Below are 17,841 nucleotides of genomic sequence, written 5' to 3'. Positions count from 1 at the left end.
GTTACCGATCAGAGAATCGGCTTGCCGCCCGTAATGCCATAGCGCGAACCGGAAATGTAGCTGGACTCATCCGAGGCCAGCAGTACATAGATCGGCGCCACTTCCACCGGTTGCCCCGGCCGGCCCAGCGGGGTCTGGGAGCCGAAGTTCTGCACCTCTTCCTCGGGCATGGTCGCCACGATCAGCGGGGTCCAGATCGGCCCCGGCGCCACGCTGTTCACCCGTATGCCCTTGGGCCCCAGCATCTGGGCCAGGCCACCGGTGAAGTTGGCGATGGCGCCCTTGGTGGTGGCGTAGGCCAGCAGTGTCGGCTTGGGCATGTCGGAGTTGACTGAGCTGGTGTTGATGATCGACGCCCCGGCCTTCAGGTGGGGCAGGGCCGCCTGGCAGATCCTGAACATCGAAGTGATGTTGATATCGAAGGTGCGCACCCATTCCTCGTCGGGGATGTCCTCAAGGTTTTCGTGGGTCATCTGGAACGCCGCGTTGTTGACCAGGACGTCGATGCGGCCGAACCGCGCGACGGTCTCGTCGACCACGCGGCGGCATTGAGCCTTGTCTGCCAGGTCGCCCGGCAGCAGCAGGCATTGGCGGCCTGCCTGTTCGACCCAGCGCGCCGTTTCCTGGGCGTCCTCGTGTTCATCCAGGTAGGAAATCGCCACGTCGGCGCCTTCCCGGGCAAACGCAATCGCCACGGCGCGACCGATGCCGCTGTCGGCCCCGGTAATCAGGGCTATCTTGTTCGCCAGGCGTCCGGAGCCGCGGTAGCTCTGCTCGCCACAGTCGGGGTAAGGGTCCATTTTTCGTTGGGAGCCGGGCACAGGCTGGCTTTGTTTCGGAAAAGGTGGGGTAGGGTAGTCGACCATGATCGTTCTCCATGCGGGATGTGGTTGCAATGGAGGGTGGACGTTGGGCCTCGGGCAGAGTTCGGTTGGATTGTCAGACGGGTCGATGAGCTGCACGGTGGATGAAATCGAAGAGGAGGTAGGCATGTTCAGTCATGTGATGATCGGCGCACGCGACTTGGCGAAAATGGTCGCCTTTTACGATGCGGTGCTCGGTACCCTGGGCCTGGTGCGCATGCCCAGTGAAAACGACACGGGCCCGCCCGGCGAGGGCTGGCAGCAACCTGGCAGGCCATGGCCGCTGGTGTTCGTGCAGGAGCCGTTCAACGGGCTGCCCGCCACCTGGGGCAATGGCATGCAGGTCAGTTTCGCCGCCGACTCACCGCAAACCGTGCGCGCCGCGTGGGAACAGGCGCTCGCCATGGGCGGCTGCGACGAAGGCGCGCCAGGCCTGCGCGCGCATTATTCGCCCGGATACTTTGGGGCGTATTGTCGGGATCCGGAAGGCAACAAGCTGTGCTTCGTGCATGCGCCGGACCTACGGGTGTGAGCGCAATTTTCAGCCCCTTGGATGGCGAGGGAGCAGCCCCTCGCCACCGCCTTCAGCCCCTAGGCTATGTACGAAATAGCTTGAAACTTGGTTATGCGGCGTTAAAAACCGGCTCGGAATGCTCATTGACAACCAGTCAACTGCGCTTCCTCGCCGGTTTTTGCCTTGCCTAACCTGCGTTTCAAACTATTTCGTACACACCCTGGCCTTGAGGCTGCGTTCCATCCGCGCAATGCCTTCCTCCAGCAGCGTCCGCGGGCAGCCGAAGTTCAGGCGCACGAACTGGCCGGCGTCATCGCCGAAATCCAGGCCGGCGCTCAGGCCGACCTTGGCGTTCTGGAGGAAGAACCCCTGCGGATCCTCCAGCCCCAGCGCCGAGCAATCCAGCCAGGCCAGGTAGGTGCCCTGAGGGACCGTCATGGTGATACCGGGCAGGCGCGTCTTGACCGCTTCCACCAGGTAGTCGCGGTTGGCTTGCAAGTAGGTCTTCAAAGCTTCGAGCCACGGGCCTGCTTCGCTGTAGGCCGCGCAGGTCGCTTCCAGCCCCAGGGCATTGACGCTGTCGACCATGCCGGCGCGGGCAGCGTTGACCCGCTCGCGCAACCTGGCGTCCTGGATGATGGCGAACGAGGTCTTCAACCCGGCGATGTTATAGGCCTTGCTGGCGGACATCAGGGTGATGGTGCGTGCGGCAATTTCCGGGCTGAGGGAGGCGGTCGGAATGTGCACGCGCCCGTCGAAGCACAGGTCGGCATGGATCTCGTCGGAGATGATCCAGGCACCCTGTGCCAGGCAGATATCAGCCACTGCCTGCAACTCTTCGCGCCCGAACACCTTGCCCAGCGGGTTGTGGGGGTTACTCAACAACAACGCACCGCCCCCTTGCAGGGCGTCACGCAGCGGGCCGAGGGGCGTATGGAACTCGCCATTGAGCGCATTGAAACCCAGTTCGACCTTGTTCAGTTGCCAATGCCCCGGGGCGTTGCGCAGCGGCGGGTAGTTGGGCACCTGCACCACGACATTCTGGTCGGGCGCGACCAGGGCGTGCAGGGCCATGTTGAAGCCCGGCTCGACCCCCGGCAAAAACACGATCTGCTGCGGCTCGACCCGCCAGGCGTACTTGTTCCACAGGTCGGCCACGACCGCTGCGCGAAGGTTGTCCTGGGCCACGCTGTAGCCCAGCATCGGGTGTTCGAGGCGCTTGTGCAGCGCCTCGATGACCACGGGCGGGGCAGGGAAGTCCATGTCCGCCACCCACATCGGCAGCACGTCGGCCGGGTAGCGACTCCATTTGGTGCTGCCGGTGCCGTGGCGCTCGAACACCGTGTCGAAATCGAAAGTCATGGTCGTTCCATCAGTCTGGGAATTGGGATGGGGCCATGATAAAGCAAAGGGCGCCGGAGCGTTCATCGGTAATCCCCCGGCCCGTTGCGATGCCGTGGCGCCGCCGATTCAAGTGAAGCGCTGAACCAGTCGAGCATTTCATCCCAGACCAGGGTGGCCGACGCGCGGAAATAGCCCATGTGCCCGATGGCTTGCCGGGGTGAGTCGGGCGCAAGGTCGCGGGTCAGCACCGATGCATTCCGATACCCCTTGATGAAGGCATCCCGTGACACGGGTGGCGCCCAGGGATCGTCCATCGCGTTGGCGAACACCACCGGCAGGCGTACCTCGGCGTACAGATCGGCGACGTGCGCCATGGCCGGGTCGTCGAAAAAATAATGGGGATGGGCGCACCAGCGTTTCCAATCCTTGTAGACACCCAGCGGTAAGTCGTCGCCCATGCCCAGGATGCTCCACGCCATGTAGCCCTTGCAGGCGACAATCACCGGCAGCACCCATGTCCACAGCAGGCGAACCTTGAAGGCCTCTCGCCGGGGCATCCATCCGGCCCAGCCGGCGCCGGTCCCAAAGCAATAGGCCGCGGTGATCCGATCGTGGTTGGGTAGCAGGCCCAGTGCGTGCCCGCCAAAGGAGTGGCCCACCCAAAATAGCGGGGTGTGACCGTCGTCCATGAACTCGACGGCTGCGGCCAGGTCTTGGTACCCCCAGTCCAGATAAGACATCTCGAAGCCTTTGAGCGTCTTTGGCCGAGACTCGCCGACGCCCCGGTAATCGATGGTCAGCACGTTGAACCCACGCGCGCTGGCGTGTTGGGCAAAGCGCCGGTAGAAGCGTTGTTGCACGCCCGTCGCGCCCGCCATGATCAGGTTGCCCTTCGGCGTGCCTTGGGCGCAGTAGCGGGTGGCGGCGAGACGAAAACCATCGCTTGTTGTCAGGCTCACCTGATCGATGACTGAGAAGGCCTTGGACGTTACAGGTTTGCTCATGAGGGTTGTTCCGTTCGTGCGGCGGCGATCAGCTCTTTGCCAAGAATGAAGTTATCCGGACGCCCCGATCAGTGGCTCGGCCAGTGCTGCCGAACCCGTTGCGATCGGGACGTCCGGGCGGCGTCCGAGGGTCAGCGACCTTTGAACACCGGCTCACGTTTTTGCATCATCGCCATCACGCCTTCGCGCACGTCTTCGCTCTTGATCAGCGAGAACAGCAGGGCATTGAGGTTCGAGAGCGCGGCGTCGTCGCCTTCATCCCGAGCCTGGAAAGCCGATTGCAAGGTGGCCTTGATGGCCAAGGGGGCAGCCTTGGCGATGCGCTCGGCGTATTCGAGGGCTCGGGTCAACTCCTGGCCGGGCTCGACCACTTCGGTCAGCAGGCGCATGACCAATGCCTGGTCGGCGTCGAAGGCTTCACCGGTCAGCATGTAGCGCATGGCGTTGGTCCAGCCGGCGGCCTGGGTGAAGCGAACGGTCGAGCCGCCAGAGGGTGGAATGCCCCGCAGCACTTCCAGGTGGGCGAAGCGTGTGTTGCTCGCGGCGATGGCAATGTCGGCGTTGAGCACCAGTTCGATGCCGGCGGTCCAGCAGGTGCCTTGGACGGCGACGACCACGGGCTTGGTCCGACGCGGTTTCGACACGCCCCAGGGGTCAATGCCTTCGTCCGGGTACTGGAAACCACCCGAGGCCAGCTTCGGCGCCAGTTCCATCAGGTCGAGGCCGGCGGTGAAGTGTTCGCCGTGGGCGAACAGCACCGCACAACGCGATTGCTCGTCGCGCTCGAACTCACCGAAGGCCAGGGCCAGGTCGGTGAGCATGGCACTGTCGAAGGCGTTACGTTTGCCCGCCCGATCAAGGCCGATCAGGAAAAGATGGCCACGTTGCTCGCGGGTGACGCGACCCGCACCGCTGTTTACTTCGCTCATGTAGGGCTCCTGGACATTGTTCAGTTACTTAACGTACGTTTGGTTTGCAGAAACTAAACAAACATTCGGTAACCGTCAAATTGAGACGCCCAGGCTTATGTCATAGAATCAATCCCACTGATCGAGAGCAGGACTGACCGTGCGACCGTTGAAAATTCCCCGTGATGAGCTGCTCCAGCGCTGCGCAAACACGTTCAAGCGCCTTGGTTACCATGGCACGACCATGGACGCGCTGTCGTCGGCGTGCGGGTTGACCAAGGCTTCGTTCTATCACCATTACTCCAACAAGGAGTCGTTGCTGCGCGATGTGCTGGAGTGGACCCATGCCGGCCTCAAGCAAACCTTGTTCGCCATTGCCTACGATGAAAGCCGCTCGCCCCAGGAACGGTTCGTGGCGATGGGGCGCAAGGCCAGGAAGTTGTTCCAGCAGGATTCGATCGGCTGCCTGATGGGGGTGGTTGCCATCGACGCCACGTATGGCAAGACCGAACTGATGGAACCGATCCGCGCCTTCCTGGACGACTGGACCGCCGCGTTTTCCAGGCTCTTCATCGGGCGCTACGACCAGGAGCAGGCCACCGCGCTCGCCCGGCAACTGGTGGCTGATTTCGAGGGTGCGATCCTGTTGACGCGCATCTACGGCGACGCGGGCTACCTGGACGGCGTAATCGCGCGCGGCGTGCATCAGTTGGAAGCGGCCGAGATCGCCGGTTAGACCGCCAGCGCCTGCTCCAGGGTTTGCTTGAGTTCCTGCCAGATGACGTCCAGCGGTGCCGTGCTGCGGGCGGCCCGGCATAGCGCGACCGAGCCTTCGATGGCGGCGATCGTCAACAGCGCCAGGCTGTGGGCCCGCGTGGGCGCTACACCTGCGTCCGTCAAGGCCCGGACGATGATCGCCTGCCATTGAGTGAATATCCCGTGGGCTTGATCCAGCAACTGCCGCTGGACTTGCCTTTCCAGCTCACTCTCGGACTCGCCGCGCTGGTCGGACACGTAATGTTCGACCGCCACGGCCAACACCGCGCAGCCGGCTTGGAACGCTGTGTCTTCGAGGGCCTGGCGCCACCTGTCGACAAACCGCTCCAGGCCTTCGACCGGGCCTTTGCTGCTCAGCAGTAGGGCCAGCGGCTCGCTCACTTCCCGTCCCGCATGGTCCACGGCCGCTTCGAGCAGTTGACGTTTGCCGCCGGGGAAATGGTGGGCGATGGAACCGCGTGGCGTGTTCGAGTGACGCACGATTTCCCGCATGCTGGTGGCGGTCATGCCTTTTCGCCGCAGCAAGTCCGCCGCGCCGGCGATCATCCGGTCCCGAGTCGAAATTTTCATAAAATTATGCCAATCGTCATATTTGGGTGTAGGCTCAGCTCCGACTATGCCATTTGTCATAAGTCGCATCCATACATTCCTGCACGAGGTATTGAAGACATGACTGCGCGTCCCCGACTGCCCAACCCCATCGACTCCGTAGCGCTTGCTTCATTGAACACGCCAGATGGCTGGCTGGCCTATCCGTTGGGTGACGATATCATCGAGGGCCAGCCGGACACCCGCATGAAACTGCTGCGAACCGTCGGAGTGAAAACCCCGCACAAGTCCGTCGCGTTCTTTACCTCGCAACCGGCGAAGTTTCACTGGCGTTTTGACAACGATGAAGCCTTCGTGCTGATTGAAGGGCGTATCGCGATCACGATGGACACCGGCGAACGCTTTGAAATGGGGGCGGGCGACGGCGTGTCGATTCCGGCCGGGCACACGGGGATCTGCGAGGTGTTCGAGTTCAGCCGCAAATTCACCGTGGTCACCAGCGGCACCGCCGACTGACGGTGCAAAGCAGCTGCACGGCTGCCCGGTGGCGAAGGGACTGGCTTGTGCCGCCGGGCATTGGACTGTTCATCAACGCAGGTTTCGGCGCTCAAGGGCGCTGAACAACAGCATGCCCACCAGCATCGCCACGCTGAACAGGATGACTTGCCAATGCCCTGTCAGCAGCAGGGCAACCGCGGGGCCGGGGCAAATACCGGCGATGCCCCAGCCGATGCCAAACACCAGGCTGCCACCGATCAGGCGCCGGTCCAGCTCGCGCTTGACCGGCCATTGCATCGGGTTGCCCAGTAATGAGCGTGAACGGCGGCGGGCCCAGGTCAGCGGGCCAATCGCCGCGCCTATCGCACCGGCCATCACCAGGCCCAGGGAAGGGTCCCAGGCGCCGCCCAAGTCCAGGAACGCCAGTACTTTTGCCGGGTTGGTCATGCCCGATAGCAGCAGCCCGAAGCCAAACAGTACACCCGCGATAAAAGCCGTCAACTTGACCATGTCAGGCCCCCAGCACATGGCGCAGGATGAACACGGTGGCGAAACCGCTGAACATGAAGCAGGCCGTGGCCACCATCGAACGCGGTGAAAGGCGGGAAAGGCCACACACGCCATGGCCGCTCGTACAGCCCGAGCCGTAGCGGGTGCCGAGGCCCACCAACAGGCCGGCGACCGCAAGGCCAAGCCAGCCGCCCTGGAATTCGATTCGCGGCGCCACGGCAAACACACCCCATAACAGCGGCGCGACCAGCAAGCCCAGCAGAAACAACGCCTTCTCATCGACGCCTTCGCTGCCACGTTGCAAAAGGCTGCCGATCAGCCCGCTGATGCCGGCGATGCGACCGTTGGCGATGACAAACAGGGCGGCGGCGAGGCCGATCAATACGCCGCCGGCGAGGGAGGACCACGGAGTGAAGTTGAGCCAGTCGATTGTCATGATGGGGTCACTGTTGCAGGGTTGGCCGTCGCACCGAGCCTGGCGCGGCGAAAATCCAAGTGTCGTCCTGTGATGCAGTTCTTACAACTGCATTGAAAGGTCCGGCCCGCTGTCGCGATGGGGGCGAGCTTGTCGTTACACTGCGCCTCCCCGATTTTCAGCAAGGAAGCGATGGATGCGTTCGCTTGTCAGTGGTGTGCTTCTTTCCGCGGCCCTGGTGGCGCCGGTGATGGCTGAACCGCGCTCTTTTTCGGTCAATGACCGCGACGGCCAATACCGGGTCGACGTCCTGTTCCCGGACCCGCCCGAAGACCCCGAGCAACTGGCGCAAGCGTTCATCACCGTGCGCGACAACAACACGCAGGCAGTCTTGCAGCAGTTGCAGACGCCGGCCGGCAATGTGCCGGTCGATCGCGACGGCAAGGTGAACCCCTGGCTGCTGGGTCCCTTCAGCCTGTTGTATTTCGCCGACTTCAACTTCGACGGTCGCCAGGACCTGGCGATTCGCAACGGCACGGACCCTGAGTCGCGCTACAAGCCGATGTTCGACGTCTACCTGCAAGACCCGAACAAACCCCAATGGGTACTCAACGCCGCCCTGACGGACCTGGCGAAGCAAGCCAGCAGCGGGATGTTCTCGGTGATTGCCCTGGACCATATCCTGTTCACCCAGACCGACCGCGGCTGCTGCTCGACCCGTACCACCCAGTGGCAAATGCAGGGTGACGCGTTGGTCCGGCTTCGCTCTTCCAGCGAGGATGAGGTCGAGCCGAGCGAGCTTGGCGACAGCTCCAGCATGCCCAGCGGCTATAAACGCCAGACCTACGGTGAGTTGAAGGACGGCCAGTGGCACGAGCAGACCAGCCTAAGCGGGCCGGACTACGAGGACCCGATCATGCTCAAGGGCACCGTCGGCGGCAAAGTCCCGGTGGACCTCTGGTACCAGCAACAGGGCGCGCTGATGATCGGTGAAGTGCGCTATACCAAGGGCGGCAACGGTAAACCGATCAAGCTGGCCGGCTTTATGAACAACGACGGCGATGACAGCTACGCGGTCCTCCAGGAATTTGCCGACGATGGCCGCCAGACAGGTATCTGGCGGATCACTCAGGGACAGGCCGAGCCCTACGACTTCACCGGCACCTGGATCAGTGGCGTCAAGGGCAATGACCGGCAAATGGCGGTCATGCTGCACGGTGATGCGGGCGAACCGGATGTCGAAGCGAGCGGTAAAGTCGGTTCCGCCCAGCGCAGCGGCCATTACCAGATGCGTAAGGACGCCCAGGGGCACGACGCCGACCTGGACTTGCAGATCCTGCCCGAGCGGGATGCCGAGGGCAGGGAAGTCGCAGAGTTCACCGTGACCGTGAGGGACGCCGCGACGGCCCGGGAAGTCTTGCGGGAGCACCAAGTGGTGCCAATGGACGCCGACAACCTGATCATCGTGCGCGGGCCACAGGCGTTGGGCGACGGCGGGCCTTATCACATACAACTGTTACCCCACTTCGCGGTCATCAGCCACAACGAAGTGTTCGAGTCCCCGGAGGATCTGCCGGGGATGTACCTGAGGCGTCAGCCTTGATTTCAGGGCGGCTGAGCCATTGCCTTGGCGGGCAGGCTTGCTCCCTTAGGTTATCGGGGGGGAGCTTGCCTGCCCGAAATTCGATAGCAAATTCCCATCCACGCGCTAACATCCGCGATCATCTCCAACACCTTGGATCGCTCATCATGAAAGGATCTCTCACCATGACATTGCGTCTGCTTGCCGCCAGCCTGTTCCTGTTTTCTTCCCTGACCCACGCCGCCGAGCCGGCCAGTGTGCCCAAAGCCCTGCAAGAGCAGGTCGGACACCTGGTGGCACTGCTCCAGGACAGCTACGCCACCGGCTACCCCGAGGCGACCACGGCCCAGACCTTGAACACCGGCGAGGAAAGCCAGGTGACGCTCGCCGTGTTCACCATCGAAGGCTTCGGCGGCGGCAACAACTACAGCCAATACCTGGCCGCTTTCACGCCTGAAGAAAACGAAGAAGGCATGCTGCATTACAGCCTGCTGGACGTCATCCGCGTTGGCGGTGACAGCTGGCGTTCGATCGACAAGCTCAATGCCAAGCTGGTCAGCGACCCGGCGGGCGAGCAAACCCTGATCGACATCCCCGTGATGGAAAACACCGACGACGACGCGCCGAACTTCCCCAGCAAGACCGGCGTCATCCACCTGTCCCTGGAAGGCTCGAACGCCCAGCGACTGGTCGAGGTCAAGTAACGCGTCGCGCAGCTACTGCAGCGGCACATACACATCCGTCTGCCATTGGCTCTTCGGCGTTTCGGGATAGACACTCAGGTATTCGAAGAACAGCGGCTCATTGCGCAGTTCTTCGCCACTGTTGGGAAGCCAGTCGCGATAGATCGGATAGATCGTTTCGCCGATGTGATCCGGCGACCCCGAATGGCGCACCACCACGTAGCGTCCCCCGGCAATGACGTGTTCGCGAATGCCGAATTCATTGGGCGCCACGGCCTCGTGAATTTCACCGCAAATGGCGAAGCGGAACGCGTGCGCCGGGGTCGTGTCGGGGTTGCTGTAGGGAATGCCGAACGTCCGACTGGACGCCACCGGCGATTGCCCGCTCTGCCTGCGCCACTCGACGAATGTGCGCACACTCTCGTCGACGCGTTCGGAAGGGCCGCAGTGTTCAAGCGCGGCGACTCTGACTTCGGCACGTTGCACGATTTTGACTTGCATGATGATGGTCCTGGAAAAGTGAGGGATGGCGAATACCGCATTCCAGACCTGCCAGTTTGGCGCCTTGCGGAAAACGCTCGGCGACCGGCCGAATGCTCGTCTGAACGCTCTGCTGAAGGCTTCGGGACTTTCGAAGCCAGCACTGAGGGCGGCATCCAGCACCGAACAGTCTGCCTGGGCGGTGAGCCGGTGTGCCGCCTGTCGCAGCCTCATCAGTTGCACATAGCGTGAAACGGACACCCCGACGAACGCCGTGAACTGTCGATGGAAATGAAACGCCGAAAAGTTCGCCACCTGGCTCAGCGCATTCACCGATAAGTCTGCTTCGAGATTGGCCTCGATGTAGGCGAGTACCGCGTTGAAGCGTTTCAGGTACGCGTGGTGGTTCGGCATGTCAGGCACTGGAATAACCTTCCTGGAAGTACGGTCGGCAATAGCATCAACGATAGCCGGTAGAGATACCTAGCCGTGCTTGCTCAAGGCGTCGATTCCCGCTCAGCCCGTGATCGAGCGTGGCGAAGGGCATTAACCGGCGGAAACTATCTCGCTCGGCGCGTTGCCGAAAGGACGTCAAGCCAGCGTCCGCCAAGGAAACCTGATGAACAACCCGAAAGTCATTCACCACGGTGCGCACGAAGGTGTGACCGGCTCGTGTCATCAGGTCTGGATGGACGAGACCTACAGCCTGCTGATCGACTGCGGCCAGTTCCAGGGAGAGGACGAGGGGCAGGGCGGGGACGATGCGCTGGGCCTGGATTTTTCCATCGAAGGCATCAAGGCCCTGATCGTCACGCACGTGCACATCGACCATGTCGGGCGGATTCCCAACCTGCTGGCGGCGGGCTTCGAGGGTCCGATCCTGTGCAGCGAGCCCTCGGCGCGGCTGTTGCCGATCGTGCTTGAGGATGCGTTTCGCCTGTCGATCAGTCGCGATCAGGAGCAACTGGAGCGCTACCTCAAGGTCGTCGAGCAACGGATCATTGCCTTGCCCTATGGCAACTGGTTCACCCTGCACGAAACCGATCAGACCCGTTGCCAGGTGCGCCTGCAACCGGCCGGGCATGTACTGGGTTCGGCGTATGTCGAATTGCAACTGGGCGAGGAATCGGCGGGCAGGCGCGTGGTGTTCAGCGGTGACCTGGGGGCGCCACATTCGCCAATCCTGCCTGACCTGGTGCCACCTGAGCGCGCCGACCTGCTGATCATGGAAAGCACCTACGGTGACCGCCGCCACGAAGACCGGGCCCATCGCCGCGAGCGCCTGTTGGCCGCCATCGAGCGGGCGTTGGCGGACCAGGGCACGGTGCTGATCCCCTCATTCAGCATCGGCCGGACCCAGGACCTGCTGTATGAACTGGAAGAGATCCTTCACGAAAAAGGCCTGTCCAGCCCGGCCTGTGAGCCCCAGGCCAACGCCAGGAACGGCGCTGCCGATATCGACTGGCCGCAGATTCCGATCATTCTCGACTCACCGCTCGCCAGCCAATTCACCCGCACCTACAAGGAGCTGCAGGGCTTCTGGGATGACGACGCCCGGCAACGCCTGGAACAAGGCCGCAAGCCGCTGTCCTTCAAGCAACTGATCACGGTCGATAGCCATGATGAACACCGACGCATCGTCGAGCACCTTACCGAAACCGCTCGCCCGGCGATCGTCATCGCCGGCAATGGCATGTGTTCCGGCGGGCGAATCGTCAACTACCTCAAAGCCATGTTGGGCGATCCGAGGCATAACGTGGTGTTCGTCGGCTATCAGGGCAAGGGCACGCCTGGGCGGGACATTTTGACCCACGGGCCGGAGGGCGGATTCGTGGTGCTGGAGGGCGCTCGCGTCGACATCCGTGCCGGTGTCGACAGCGTCAGCGGCTACTCGGCCCATGCGGACCAGGCTGACCTGGTGGGCTTTGTCACCGGAATGAAGGCCTGGCCCGGGGAAATCCGCCTGATCCACGGCGAGGACCAGGCCAAGCAGCGCCTGGCCGAGGTGCTGCGGGCGAGGTACCGGGAGGCGGGCCAGGAGGGCCAGATCTCCATTCCCCCGTCGTGATCGGCCGGCGCTGGAGGGAGACTTGTCGCATAAATTTGAATTACACGACGTGGCTCGCCAGAATCGCGCCCGATCCGGGCAAAAGGTGCCGGACGTTGAGGGTCAAAGGGGCGGCAGTTGAACGATCAGACATTGTCCATGCGTCTGGAACGCGTGGCGGCGCACGTGCCAATGGGCGCGCGATTGGCCGACATCGGTTCGGATCACGCTTATCTGCCGGTGGCGTTGGTGCGCCGTGGCGCTATTACAGCCGCAGTGGCCGGTGAGGTGGCATTGACGCCGTTCGCGGCCGCCGAGCGAACCGTGCGTGAAAGCGAGTTGGAGCGCCAGGTCACGGTGCGCCTGGCCAACGGGCTGGAAGCGATCGAGCCAAGTGATGGGATCACGGCGATCAGCCTTTGCGGTATGGGCGGGGAGACAATCCGCGACATCCTCGACAGCGCAAAAGCGCGCCTGAGCGGACAAGAACGCCTGATCCTGCAACCCAACGGCGGTGAGCAGCCGTTGCGCCAGTGGTTGATGGAGAACGACTATCGGATTCTCTGCGAAGAGGTGCTGCGGGAGAACCGCTTTGACTATGAAATCATCGTTGCCGAGCGCACGGGCCCGGTGACGTATACCGCCCAGGAGCTGTACTTCGGCCCCTTGCAGTTGCAGTCACGCAGCCCGGCCTTCCTGGCCAAGTGGCAGCGCCTGCTGCGCCAGAAGCACAAGACCCTGGCCAGCTTCGCCCAGGCGCGGCAGGCCGTGCCCGAGGCGAAGGTGCAGGCCGTTGCCCGCGAGGTGAAGTGGATTACCGCGCTGCTGGCATGACCATCAAGCCGTCCTTGTCATCAGAAGATGAACTTGAACAGCGCAATGACCACGATCAGGCCGATCAGGAAAATGATGCCAACGGTGCCGCCAAGGAATTTCAACATAAGAACGCTCTCATCAGATGGGCTTATTTTTCTAGACCGCCCGTGATGCCGCTCGTTTCGTTAATTTTCCTGCCGGCAGCAAGAAGGCGTCATTGCCGTCCGAGTTCCTCCCTCAGCGCGTCGATCAGGGCCAGGCAATGGACCATCGCCGGCGACGCGTCGTTGGCCCGTCGGCTCTGGATGATCGGCGAGGTCGCGTCGTCCTCCAGCAGCGTGCAGAAACCGATGTCGTCGCGGTGCAACACCTGCACCGAGGCCGGCACCAGGGTGATGCCCATGCCGGCGCCCACCAGGCCGATGGCGGTCTGCAGTTCGTTGGTCCACTGGGCAACATTGATGCTCAGGCCTCGCGCCTTGAAGAGGCCCATGACATGGTCGGCATAGCTCGGGCGTGGGTTGCCGGGATAGAGCACGAAAGGCTCGGCGACCAGTTGATCCAGCGCCACCGGCTGACCGATCAGCGGATGCCCGGCGGGCAGGGCGACCACCAGGCGATCCTCCGTCAGCACTCGCTGGACAATCGCCGGGTCGTCGATGTGGATGCGCCCGAAGCCAATGTCGATACGCCCGGCCTTGAGCGCCTCGACCTGTTGCAGCGTGGTCATTTCCGAGAGCCCGAGTTCCAGCGCCATCGCCTCGTGGCTACGCAGGCGGCGAATCAGTTCCGGCAGCACGCCGTACAAGGTTGACGGCGCGAAACCGATCCCCAACCAACGCTTTGCGCCCTCGCCGATGCGCCGGGTATTGCCGCAGACCTTTTCCAACTGTTCCAGCAGGGTGGTGGTCTGCTCGAAGAAAAAACGTCCGGCGTCGGTGAGTTTCAGTGGACGCCCACGCTCCAGCAGCATGACCCCCAATTCGTCTTCCAACTGCTGGATCTGCCGGCTCAGGGGTGGCTGGGCGATGTGCAGGCGCTCAGCGGCGCGGGTGAAATTGAGGGTTTGCCCCAGGACCTGAAAATACCGCAGGTGGCGCAGTTCCATGGGGCCTCCCATGAGTGAATGGTTAATACCTTCAAGGTATCGATCCAGACCAATTCTATATTGGCTTCCCGAAAAAAGCCGTACCAGAATCGGTTCCAGAATTTTAAGAACCTGATGGGTATCGAGATGCTGGAAACCGCCATTGAGTCGATCGAGACGATCATCGTCGATCTGCCAACCATCCGCCCGCACAAGCTGGCCATGCACACCCTGCAGCACCAGACCCTGGTGATCATCCGCGTGCGCTGCGCCGATGGCATCGAGGGCATTGGTGAATCCACCACCATCGGTGGCCTGGCGTATGGCAACGAAAGCCCCGAAAGCATCAAGACCAACCTCGACCGGCACTTCGCACCGCTGCTGCTCGGCCAGGACAGCCGTAACGTCAACGCCGCGATGCTGCGCCTGGAGCGTTGTATCCGTGGCAACACCTTTGCCAAGTCCGGCGTCGAAACCGCTTTGCTCGATGCTCAGGGCAAACGCCTCGGCCTGCCGGTCAGTGAACTGCTGGGCGGACGGGTCCGTGATTCACTGCCGGTGGCCTGGACCCTCGCCAGTGGTGATACCGACAGGGACATCGCCGAAGCGGAAAAAATGCTCGATCTGCGCCGCCACCGGATCTTCAAGCTCAAAATCGGCGCCGGTGAAGTCAACCGTGACCTGGCGCACGCCATTGCGATCAAGAAAGCGTTGGGCGAACGTGCCAGCGTACGGGTCGACGTCAATCAGGCGTGGGACGAAGCGGTGGCGCTGCGGGCTTGCCGGGTTTTGGGCAGCAACGGCATCGACTTGATCGAACAACCGATTTCGCGCAACAACCGCGCCGGCATGGCACGCCTGAACGCCATCAGCCCGGCACCGATCATGGCCGACGAATCCATCGAAAGCGTAGAGGATGCATTCAATCTCGCCCGCGAAGGCGCGGCTTCGGTGTTCGCCCTGAAAATCGCCAAGAACGGCGGCCCGCGCGCTGTATTGCGCACCGCGGCCATTGCCGAAGCGGCCGGTATCGCGCTGTACGGCGGGACAATGCTGGAAGGCGGCCTGGGCACCCTGGCGTCGGCCCACGCGTTCGTGACCCTGGACCGACTCGCCTGGGACACCGAATTGTTCGGCCCGCTGTTGCTGACCGAAGACATTCTCAATGCCCCCCTGGTCTACCGCGATTTCGAACTGCACGTGCCGAAGGCCCCCGGCTTGGGGGTGAGCCTGGATGAAGAGCGCCTGGCGTTCTTGCGCCGTGACAAGACCGCCACCCACGTCCAAAGCGCCTGAGGAGAGCCCCATGCTGTTCCACGTAAAGATGACCGTGAACCTGCCGGTCGACATGAACCCCGAACGGGCCGCGCGGCTCAAGGCCGACGAGAAAGCCCTGGCCCAGCGCCTGCAAGCGCAGGGCACGTGGCGTCATTTGTGGCGCATCGCCGGGCTCTACGCCAACTACAGCGTGTTCGACGTCGACAGCGTCCAGCAACTGCATGACCTGCTGATGCAACTGCCGCTGTACCCGTACATGGCGATCGAAGTCACTGCGATGTGCCGCCACCCGTCCTCGATTCACGAGGATGATCGCTGAGCCCGTTGGGGCCGCCTCGCTACACTCATAATTACAAGATGAGGAACTACCGAAATGAACATCAAGATTTCCCACACGGCCGGCGTCCAGCAGTTTCTCGAGCAAGCCAGCGGCCTGTTCAACGACGAAGGGAACCCGCGCACCAAGGCTCTGGTTTACCGGATCCTGCGTGATTCGGTGAACATCATCGAAGACCTTGGCGTGACCCCGGAGGAATTCTGGAAGGCCGTCAATTACCTCAACGTCCTTGGCGCGCGCCAGGAAGCCGGGCTGCTGGTGGCCGGCCTGGGCCTTGAGCATTACCTCGACCTGCTGATGGATGCCGAAGACGAGCAGGCCGGCAAGTCCGGCGGGACGCCGCGTACCATCGAAGGCCCGTTGTATGTGGCCGGCGCGCCGTTGTCCCAAGGCGAAGCACGCCTGGATGACGGCGCCGACCCGGGCGTGACCCTGTTCATGCAGGGCCGAGTCCTGAACACCGCTGGCGAGCCTTTGGCCGGCGCTGTCGTGGACGTCTGGCACGCCAACACAGGTGGCACCTACTCGTACTTCGACACCACGCAATCGGCGTTCAACCTGCGCCGGCGCATCGTCACCGACGCCGAGGGCCGCTATCGCTTTCGCAGCATCGTGCCGTCGGGTTATGGCTGCCCGCCGGACGGTCCGACCCAGCAATTGCTCGATCAATTGGGTCGCCATGGCCAGCGTCCGGCGCACATCCACTTCTTTATCTCGGCACCGGACCATCGGCACCTCACCACCCAGATCAACCTGGATGGCGACCAGTACCTGCATGACGATTTCGCTTACGCGACCCGCGACGAACTGATCGCCAGGATCACCTTCAGCGACGATCCGGCGCGCGCCAGCGCCCGGGGTGTCAGTGGCCGGTTTGCCGAGATCGATTTTGACTTTACCTTGCAGCCGTCCGCCCAGCCCGAAGAGCAGCAGCGCCACGAGCGTGTTCGCGCACTCGAAGCCTGAACCCTACGACGGTGACCTGCGGCACGGGACTTTTCCCGTGCCGTCGGCGTTTGGGCCGCAGCGCCGCTTAGGGCCTGGGCCCCATAACAAGAACGGGAGTGACCCGATGATGCACGCGCAACTCTTGAGTCAGCGCAGTACCGTGTTCGATCACGCCGACCCTCATGCAGTCTCTGGCTACATCAACCAGCATGTCGGTACCCATCGCATCGGCATGCCCCGTTCCGGGCGGCCGCTGGCCAGCCTCAACCACCGCAAGTTCGCCAGCCTCGACCTGTGTCGCATCAGCTACGGCGGCAGCGTGCGCGTCACGTCCGGGGCGCTGGAGAACGTCTATCACCTGCAAGTGTTGTTGCACGGCCATTGCCTGTGGCGCGGTCGTGGGCTGGAACACGCCTTCACGCCGGGCGAACTGTTGCTGATCAACCCCGACGAACCGGTGGACCTGACCTATTCGGCCGACTGCGAGAAATTCATCATCAAGCTGCCGGTCCAGCTGCTTGAGTCGCTTTGTGACGAGCAACGCTGGCGGTATCCGGGGCAGGGCGTGCGGTTCCTGGAGAACCGTTATCGGCTCGATGAACTGGAAGGGTTTGTCGGCCTGCTGGCCATGATCTGCCAGGAAGCCGAAGCCAGCGAGCCGGTGCCCAGGGTGCAGGAACACTACGCACAGATCATCGCCAGCAAGATGCTTGGCCTGATGAAAACCAATGTCAGCCGTACCTGCCTCGGCTCGCAGGCGGCCACGTTCGAGGGGCTCGCCGATTACATCGCCCGCCACCTCAAACAGGACATCGACAGCGAGGCGCTGGCCCGCCAGGCGCGGATGAGCCTGCGGTCGCTGTACGGGTTGTTCGAGCGCCATGCCGGCACCACACCGAAGAACTACATCCGGCAGCAACGCCTGGAGCGTATCAAGGCTTGCCTGAGCGACCCGGGTTGCAACGTTCGCAACGTCACCGAAGTGGCCCTGGACTATGGCTTCCTGCACCTTGGGCGCTTCTCCGACAGCTACCGCAAGCAATTCGGCGAACTGCCTTCCGAGACCTTGAAACGCCGCCACTGATGCGCTGGGCTTGCTCGCTCCCACAAGGGCGTCTGGGGCGGACACACCTCTTGAGCCACCCAATAACGCTGTGGGAGCGGGCTTGCCCGCGAATACGGCATCGCATCCAACTCAATT

20 protein-coding genes are annotated in these 17,841 nt (G+C 62.8%); 11 read left to right on the top strand and 9 right to left on the bottom strand.

Translation table 11 applies throughout. The annotated features are described in order from the left end of the window. Nucleotides 1–8: 8 nt before the first annotated feature. A complete protein-coding gene (locus tag V5F23_RS14055; RefSeq protein WP_338498836.1) occupies nt 9–866 on the bottom strand; it encodes an SDR family oxidoreductase in 858 nt (285 codons plus the stop codon). A gap of 124 nt (nt 867–990) precedes the next feature. Between V5F23_RS14055 and V5F23_RS14050 the strand changes: the two genes are divergently transcribed. Further along, entirely contained in the window at nt 991–1,395 is a 405-nt protein-coding gene (locus V5F23_RS14050) for a VOC family protein (protein ID WP_047739559.1), read from the top strand. A gap of 186 nt (nt 1,396–1,581) precedes the next feature. Here V5F23_RS14050 and V5F23_RS14045 read toward each other — a convergent pair whose 3' ends face one another. From V5F23_RS14045 to V5F23_RS14035, 3 genes are all read right to left on the bottom strand, one after another. Then, complete coding sequence (locus V5F23_RS14045; RefSeq protein ID WP_042732053.1) at nt 1,582–2,739, bottom strand: PatB family C-S lyase; 1,158 nt, start codon at nt 2,737–2,739, stop codon at nt 1,582–1,584. Nucleotides 2,740–2,801: 62 nt separating this feature from the next. Next, nucleotides 2,802–3,725, bottom strand: coding sequence for an alpha/beta fold hydrolase (locus V5F23_RS14040; RefSeq protein WP_338498833.1), 924 nt, complete (start codon nt 3,723–3,725; stop codon nt 2,802–2,804). A gap of 131 nt (nt 3,726–3,856) precedes the next feature. Continuing rightward, a complete protein-coding gene (locus tag V5F23_RS14035) occupies nt 3,857–4,654 on the bottom strand; it encodes a crotonase/enoyl-CoA hydratase family protein (protein WP_338498831.1) in 798 nt (265 codons plus the stop codon). A 139-nt stretch (nt 4,655–4,793) separates the two neighbouring features. Between V5F23_RS14035 and V5F23_RS14030 the strand changes: the two genes are divergently transcribed. Beyond that, on the top strand, nt 4,794–5,369 hold the full coding sequence (locus V5F23_RS14030) for a TetR/AcrR family transcriptional regulator (protein WP_047738638.1): 576 nt from the start codon (nt 4,794–4,796) through the stop codon (nt 5,367–5,369). Here V5F23_RS14030 and V5F23_RS14025 read toward each other — a convergent pair. Then, complete coding sequence (locus tag V5F23_RS14025) at nt 5,366–5,980, bottom strand: TetR/AcrR family transcriptional regulator (RefSeq protein WP_244868278.1); 615 nt, start codon at nt 5,978–5,980, stop codon at nt 5,366–5,368. The genes V5F23_RS14030 and V5F23_RS14025 overlap by 4 nt on opposite strands. A gap of 99 nt (nt 5,981–6,079) precedes the next feature. On the opposite strand from V5F23_RS14025, the gene V5F23_RS14020 reads away from it, so the two are divergent. Beyond that, nucleotides 6,080–6,475, top strand: a complete 396-nt coding sequence (locus V5F23_RS14020) for a cupin domain-containing protein (protein WP_338498826.1) — start codon at nt 6,080–6,082, stop codon at nt 6,473–6,475. Nucleotides 6,476–6,547: 72 nt separating this feature from the next. On the opposite strand, the gene V5F23_RS14015 is transcribed toward V5F23_RS14020, so the two are convergent. Together V5F23_RS14015 and V5F23_RS14010 are read right to left on the bottom strand one after the other, a co-directional pair. Continuing rightward, the gene (locus V5F23_RS14015) at nt 6,548–6,967 is read right to left on the bottom strand and encodes a YeeE/YedE family protein (protein WP_338498823.1); all 420 of its coding nucleotides are present in this window, start codon (nt 6,965–6,967) and stop codon (nt 6,548–6,550) included. A gap of 1 nt (nt 6,968) precedes the next feature. Then, the gene (locus tag V5F23_RS14010) at nt 6,969–7,403 is read right to left on the bottom strand and encodes a YeeE/YedE family protein (protein WP_047738635.1); all 435 of its coding nucleotides are present in this window, start codon (nt 7,401–7,403) and stop codon (nt 6,969–6,971) included. A gap of 175 nt (nt 7,404–7,578) precedes the next feature. Between V5F23_RS14010 and V5F23_RS14005 the strand changes: the two genes are divergently transcribed. Both V5F23_RS14005 and V5F23_RS14000 read left to right on the top strand, forming a co-directional pair. After that, nucleotides 7,579–8,985 carry a hypothetical protein gene (locus V5F23_RS14005; RefSeq protein WP_338498821.1) on the top strand — a complete coding sequence of 469 codons (1,407 nt, stop codon included), beginning with the start codon at nt 7,579–7,581 and terminating at the stop codon, nt 8,983–8,985. A gap of 164 nt (nt 8,986–9,149) precedes the next feature. Next, complete coding sequence (locus V5F23_RS14000; protein ID WP_338498820.1) at nt 9,150–9,668, top strand: hypothetical protein; 519 nt, start codon at nt 9,150–9,152, stop codon at nt 9,666–9,668. A 12-nt stretch (nt 9,669–9,680) separates the two neighbouring features. Here the strand turns inward: V5F23_RS14000 and V5F23_RS13995 are convergent, their stop codons facing one another. Next, nucleotides 9,681–10,550, bottom strand: coding sequence for an AraC family transcriptional regulator (locus tag V5F23_RS13995; protein WP_338498819.1), 870 nt, complete (start codon nt 10,548–10,550; stop codon nt 9,681–9,683). Between the two features lie 196 nt (nt 10,551–10,746). Here V5F23_RS13995 and V5F23_RS13990 point away from each other — a divergent pair, with 196 nt between their 5' ends. Both V5F23_RS13990 and V5F23_RS13985 read left to right on the top strand, forming a co-directional pair. Continuing rightward, on the top strand, nt 10,747–12,195 hold the full coding sequence (locus V5F23_RS13990; RefSeq protein WP_338498817.1) for an MBL fold metallo-hydrolase: 1,449 nt from the start codon (nt 10,747–10,749) through the stop codon (nt 12,193–12,195). 117 nt (nt 12,196–12,312) lie between these two features. After that, nucleotides 12,313–13,008 (top strand): tRNA (adenine(22)-N(1))-methyltransferase TrmK, encoded by a 696-nt coding sequence (locus tag V5F23_RS13985; RefSeq protein ID WP_338498816.1) that lies wholly within the window; start codon nt 12,313–12,315, stop codon nt 13,006–13,008. A gap of 196 nt (nt 13,009–13,204) precedes the next feature. Here the strand turns inward: V5F23_RS13985 and V5F23_RS13980 are convergent, their stop codons facing one another. Beyond that, nucleotides 13,205–14,098: a LysR family transcriptional regulator gene (locus V5F23_RS13980; protein ID WP_338498814.1), complete on the bottom strand. Its 894-nt coding sequence runs from the start codon at nt 14,096–14,098 to the stop codon at nt 13,205–13,207. 126 nt (nt 14,099–14,224) lie between these two features. Between V5F23_RS13980 and V5F23_RS13975 the strand changes: the two genes are divergently transcribed. The 4 genes from V5F23_RS13975 (at nt 14,225) to V5F23_RS13960 (ending at nt 17,724) form a co-directional block, all read left to right on the top strand. Next, nucleotides 14,225–15,373, top strand: coding sequence for a muconate cycloisomerase family protein (locus V5F23_RS13975; RefSeq protein WP_161796104.1), 1,149 nt, complete (start codon nt 14,225–14,227; stop codon nt 15,371–15,373). Nucleotides 15,374–15,383: 10 nt separating this feature from the next. Beyond that, a complete protein-coding gene (gene catC / locus V5F23_RS13970; protein ID WP_338498812.1) occupies nt 15,384–15,674 on the top strand; it encodes a muconolactone Delta-isomerase in 291 nt (96 codons plus the stop codon). A 54-nt stretch (nt 15,675–15,728) separates the two neighbouring features. Continuing rightward, the gene (catA, locus tag V5F23_RS13965; RefSeq protein ID WP_123579061.1) at nt 15,729–16,658 is read left to right on the top strand and encodes a catechol 1,2-dioxygenase; all 930 of its coding nucleotides are present in this window, start codon (nt 15,729–15,731) and stop codon (nt 16,656–16,658) included. 106 nt (nt 16,659–16,764) lie between these two features. After that, nucleotides 16,765–17,724 carry an AraC family transcriptional regulator gene (locus tag V5F23_RS13960; protein ID WP_338498809.1) on the top strand — a complete coding sequence of 320 codons (960 nt, stop codon included), beginning with the start codon at nt 16,765–16,767 and terminating at the stop codon, nt 17,722–17,724. Nucleotides 17,725–17,841 lie beyond the last annotated feature (117 nt).

The sequence above is a fragment of the Pseudomonas sp. WP18 genome (assembly GCF_036689585.1).
In the GTDB taxonomy this organism is placed as follows: domain Bacteria; phylum Pseudomonadota; class Gammaproteobacteria; order Pseudomonadales; family Pseudomonadaceae; genus Aquipseudomonas; species Aquipseudomonas chlororaphis_E.
This window is presented reverse-complemented; position numbering and strand designations above follow the sequence as displayed.

Coding starts and splice junctions, on each gene's coding strand:
- V5F23_RS14055 (WP_338498836.1), bottom strand. CDS start 866: ATGGTCGACTACCCTACCCCACCTTTTCCGAAACAAAGCCAGCCTGTG.
- V5F23_RS14050 (WP_047739559.1), top strand. CDS start 991: ATGTTCAGTCATGTGATGATCGGCGCACGCGACTTGGCGAAAATGGTC.
- V5F23_RS14045 (WP_042732053.1), bottom strand. CDS start 2,739: ATGACTTTCGATTTCGACACGGTGTTCGAGCGCCACGGCACCGGCAGC.
- V5F23_RS14040 (WP_338498833.1), bottom strand. CDS start 3,725: ATGAGCAAACCTGTAACGTCCAAGGCCTTCTCAGTCATCGATCAGGTG.
- V5F23_RS14035 (WP_338498831.1), bottom strand. CDS start 4,654: ATGAGCGAAGTAAACAGCGGTGCGGGTCGCGTCACCCGCGAGCAACGT.
- V5F23_RS14025 (WP_244868278.1), bottom strand. CDS start 5,980: ATGAAAATTTCGACTCGGGACCGGATGATCGCCGGCGCGGCGGACTTG.
- V5F23_RS14020 (WP_338498826.1), top strand. CDS start 6,080: ATGACTGCGCGTCCCCGACTGCCCAACCCCATCGACTCCGTAGCGCTT.
- V5F23_RS14015 (WP_338498823.1), bottom strand. CDS start 6,967: ATGGTCAAGTTGACGGCTTTTATCGCGGGTGTACTGTTTGGCTTCGGG.
- V5F23_RS14010 (WP_047738635.1), bottom strand. CDS start 7,403: ATGACAATCGACTGGCTCAACTTCACTCCGTGGTCCTCCCTCGCCGGC.
- V5F23_RS14005 (WP_338498821.1), top strand. CDS start 7,579: ATGCGTTCGCTTGTCAGTGGTGTGCTTCTTTCCGCGGCCCTGGTGGCG.
- V5F23_RS14000 (WP_338498820.1), top strand. CDS start 9,150: ATGACATTGCGTCTGCTTGCCGCCAGCCTGTTCCTGTTTTCTTCCCTG.
- V5F23_RS13990 (WP_338498817.1), top strand. CDS start 10,747: ATGAACAACCCGAAAGTCATTCACCACGGTGCGCACGAAGGTGTGACC.
- V5F23_RS13980 (WP_338498814.1), bottom strand. CDS start 14,098: ATGGAACTGCGCCACCTGCGGTATTTTCAGGTCCTGGGGCAAACCCTC.
- V5F23_RS13975 (WP_161796104.1), top strand. CDS start 14,225: ATGCTGGAAACCGCCATTGAGTCGATCGAGACGATCATCGTCGATCTG.
- catC (WP_338498812.1), top strand. CDS start 15,384: ATGCTGTTCCACGTAAAGATGACCGTGAACCTGCCGGTCGACATGAAC.
- catA (WP_123579061.1), top strand. CDS start 15,729: ATGAACATCAAGATTTCCCACACGGCCGGCGTCCAGCAGTTTCTCGAG.
- V5F23_RS13960 (WP_338498809.1), top strand. CDS start 16,765: ATGATGCACGCGCAACTCTTGAGTCAGCGCAGTACCGTGTTCGATCAC.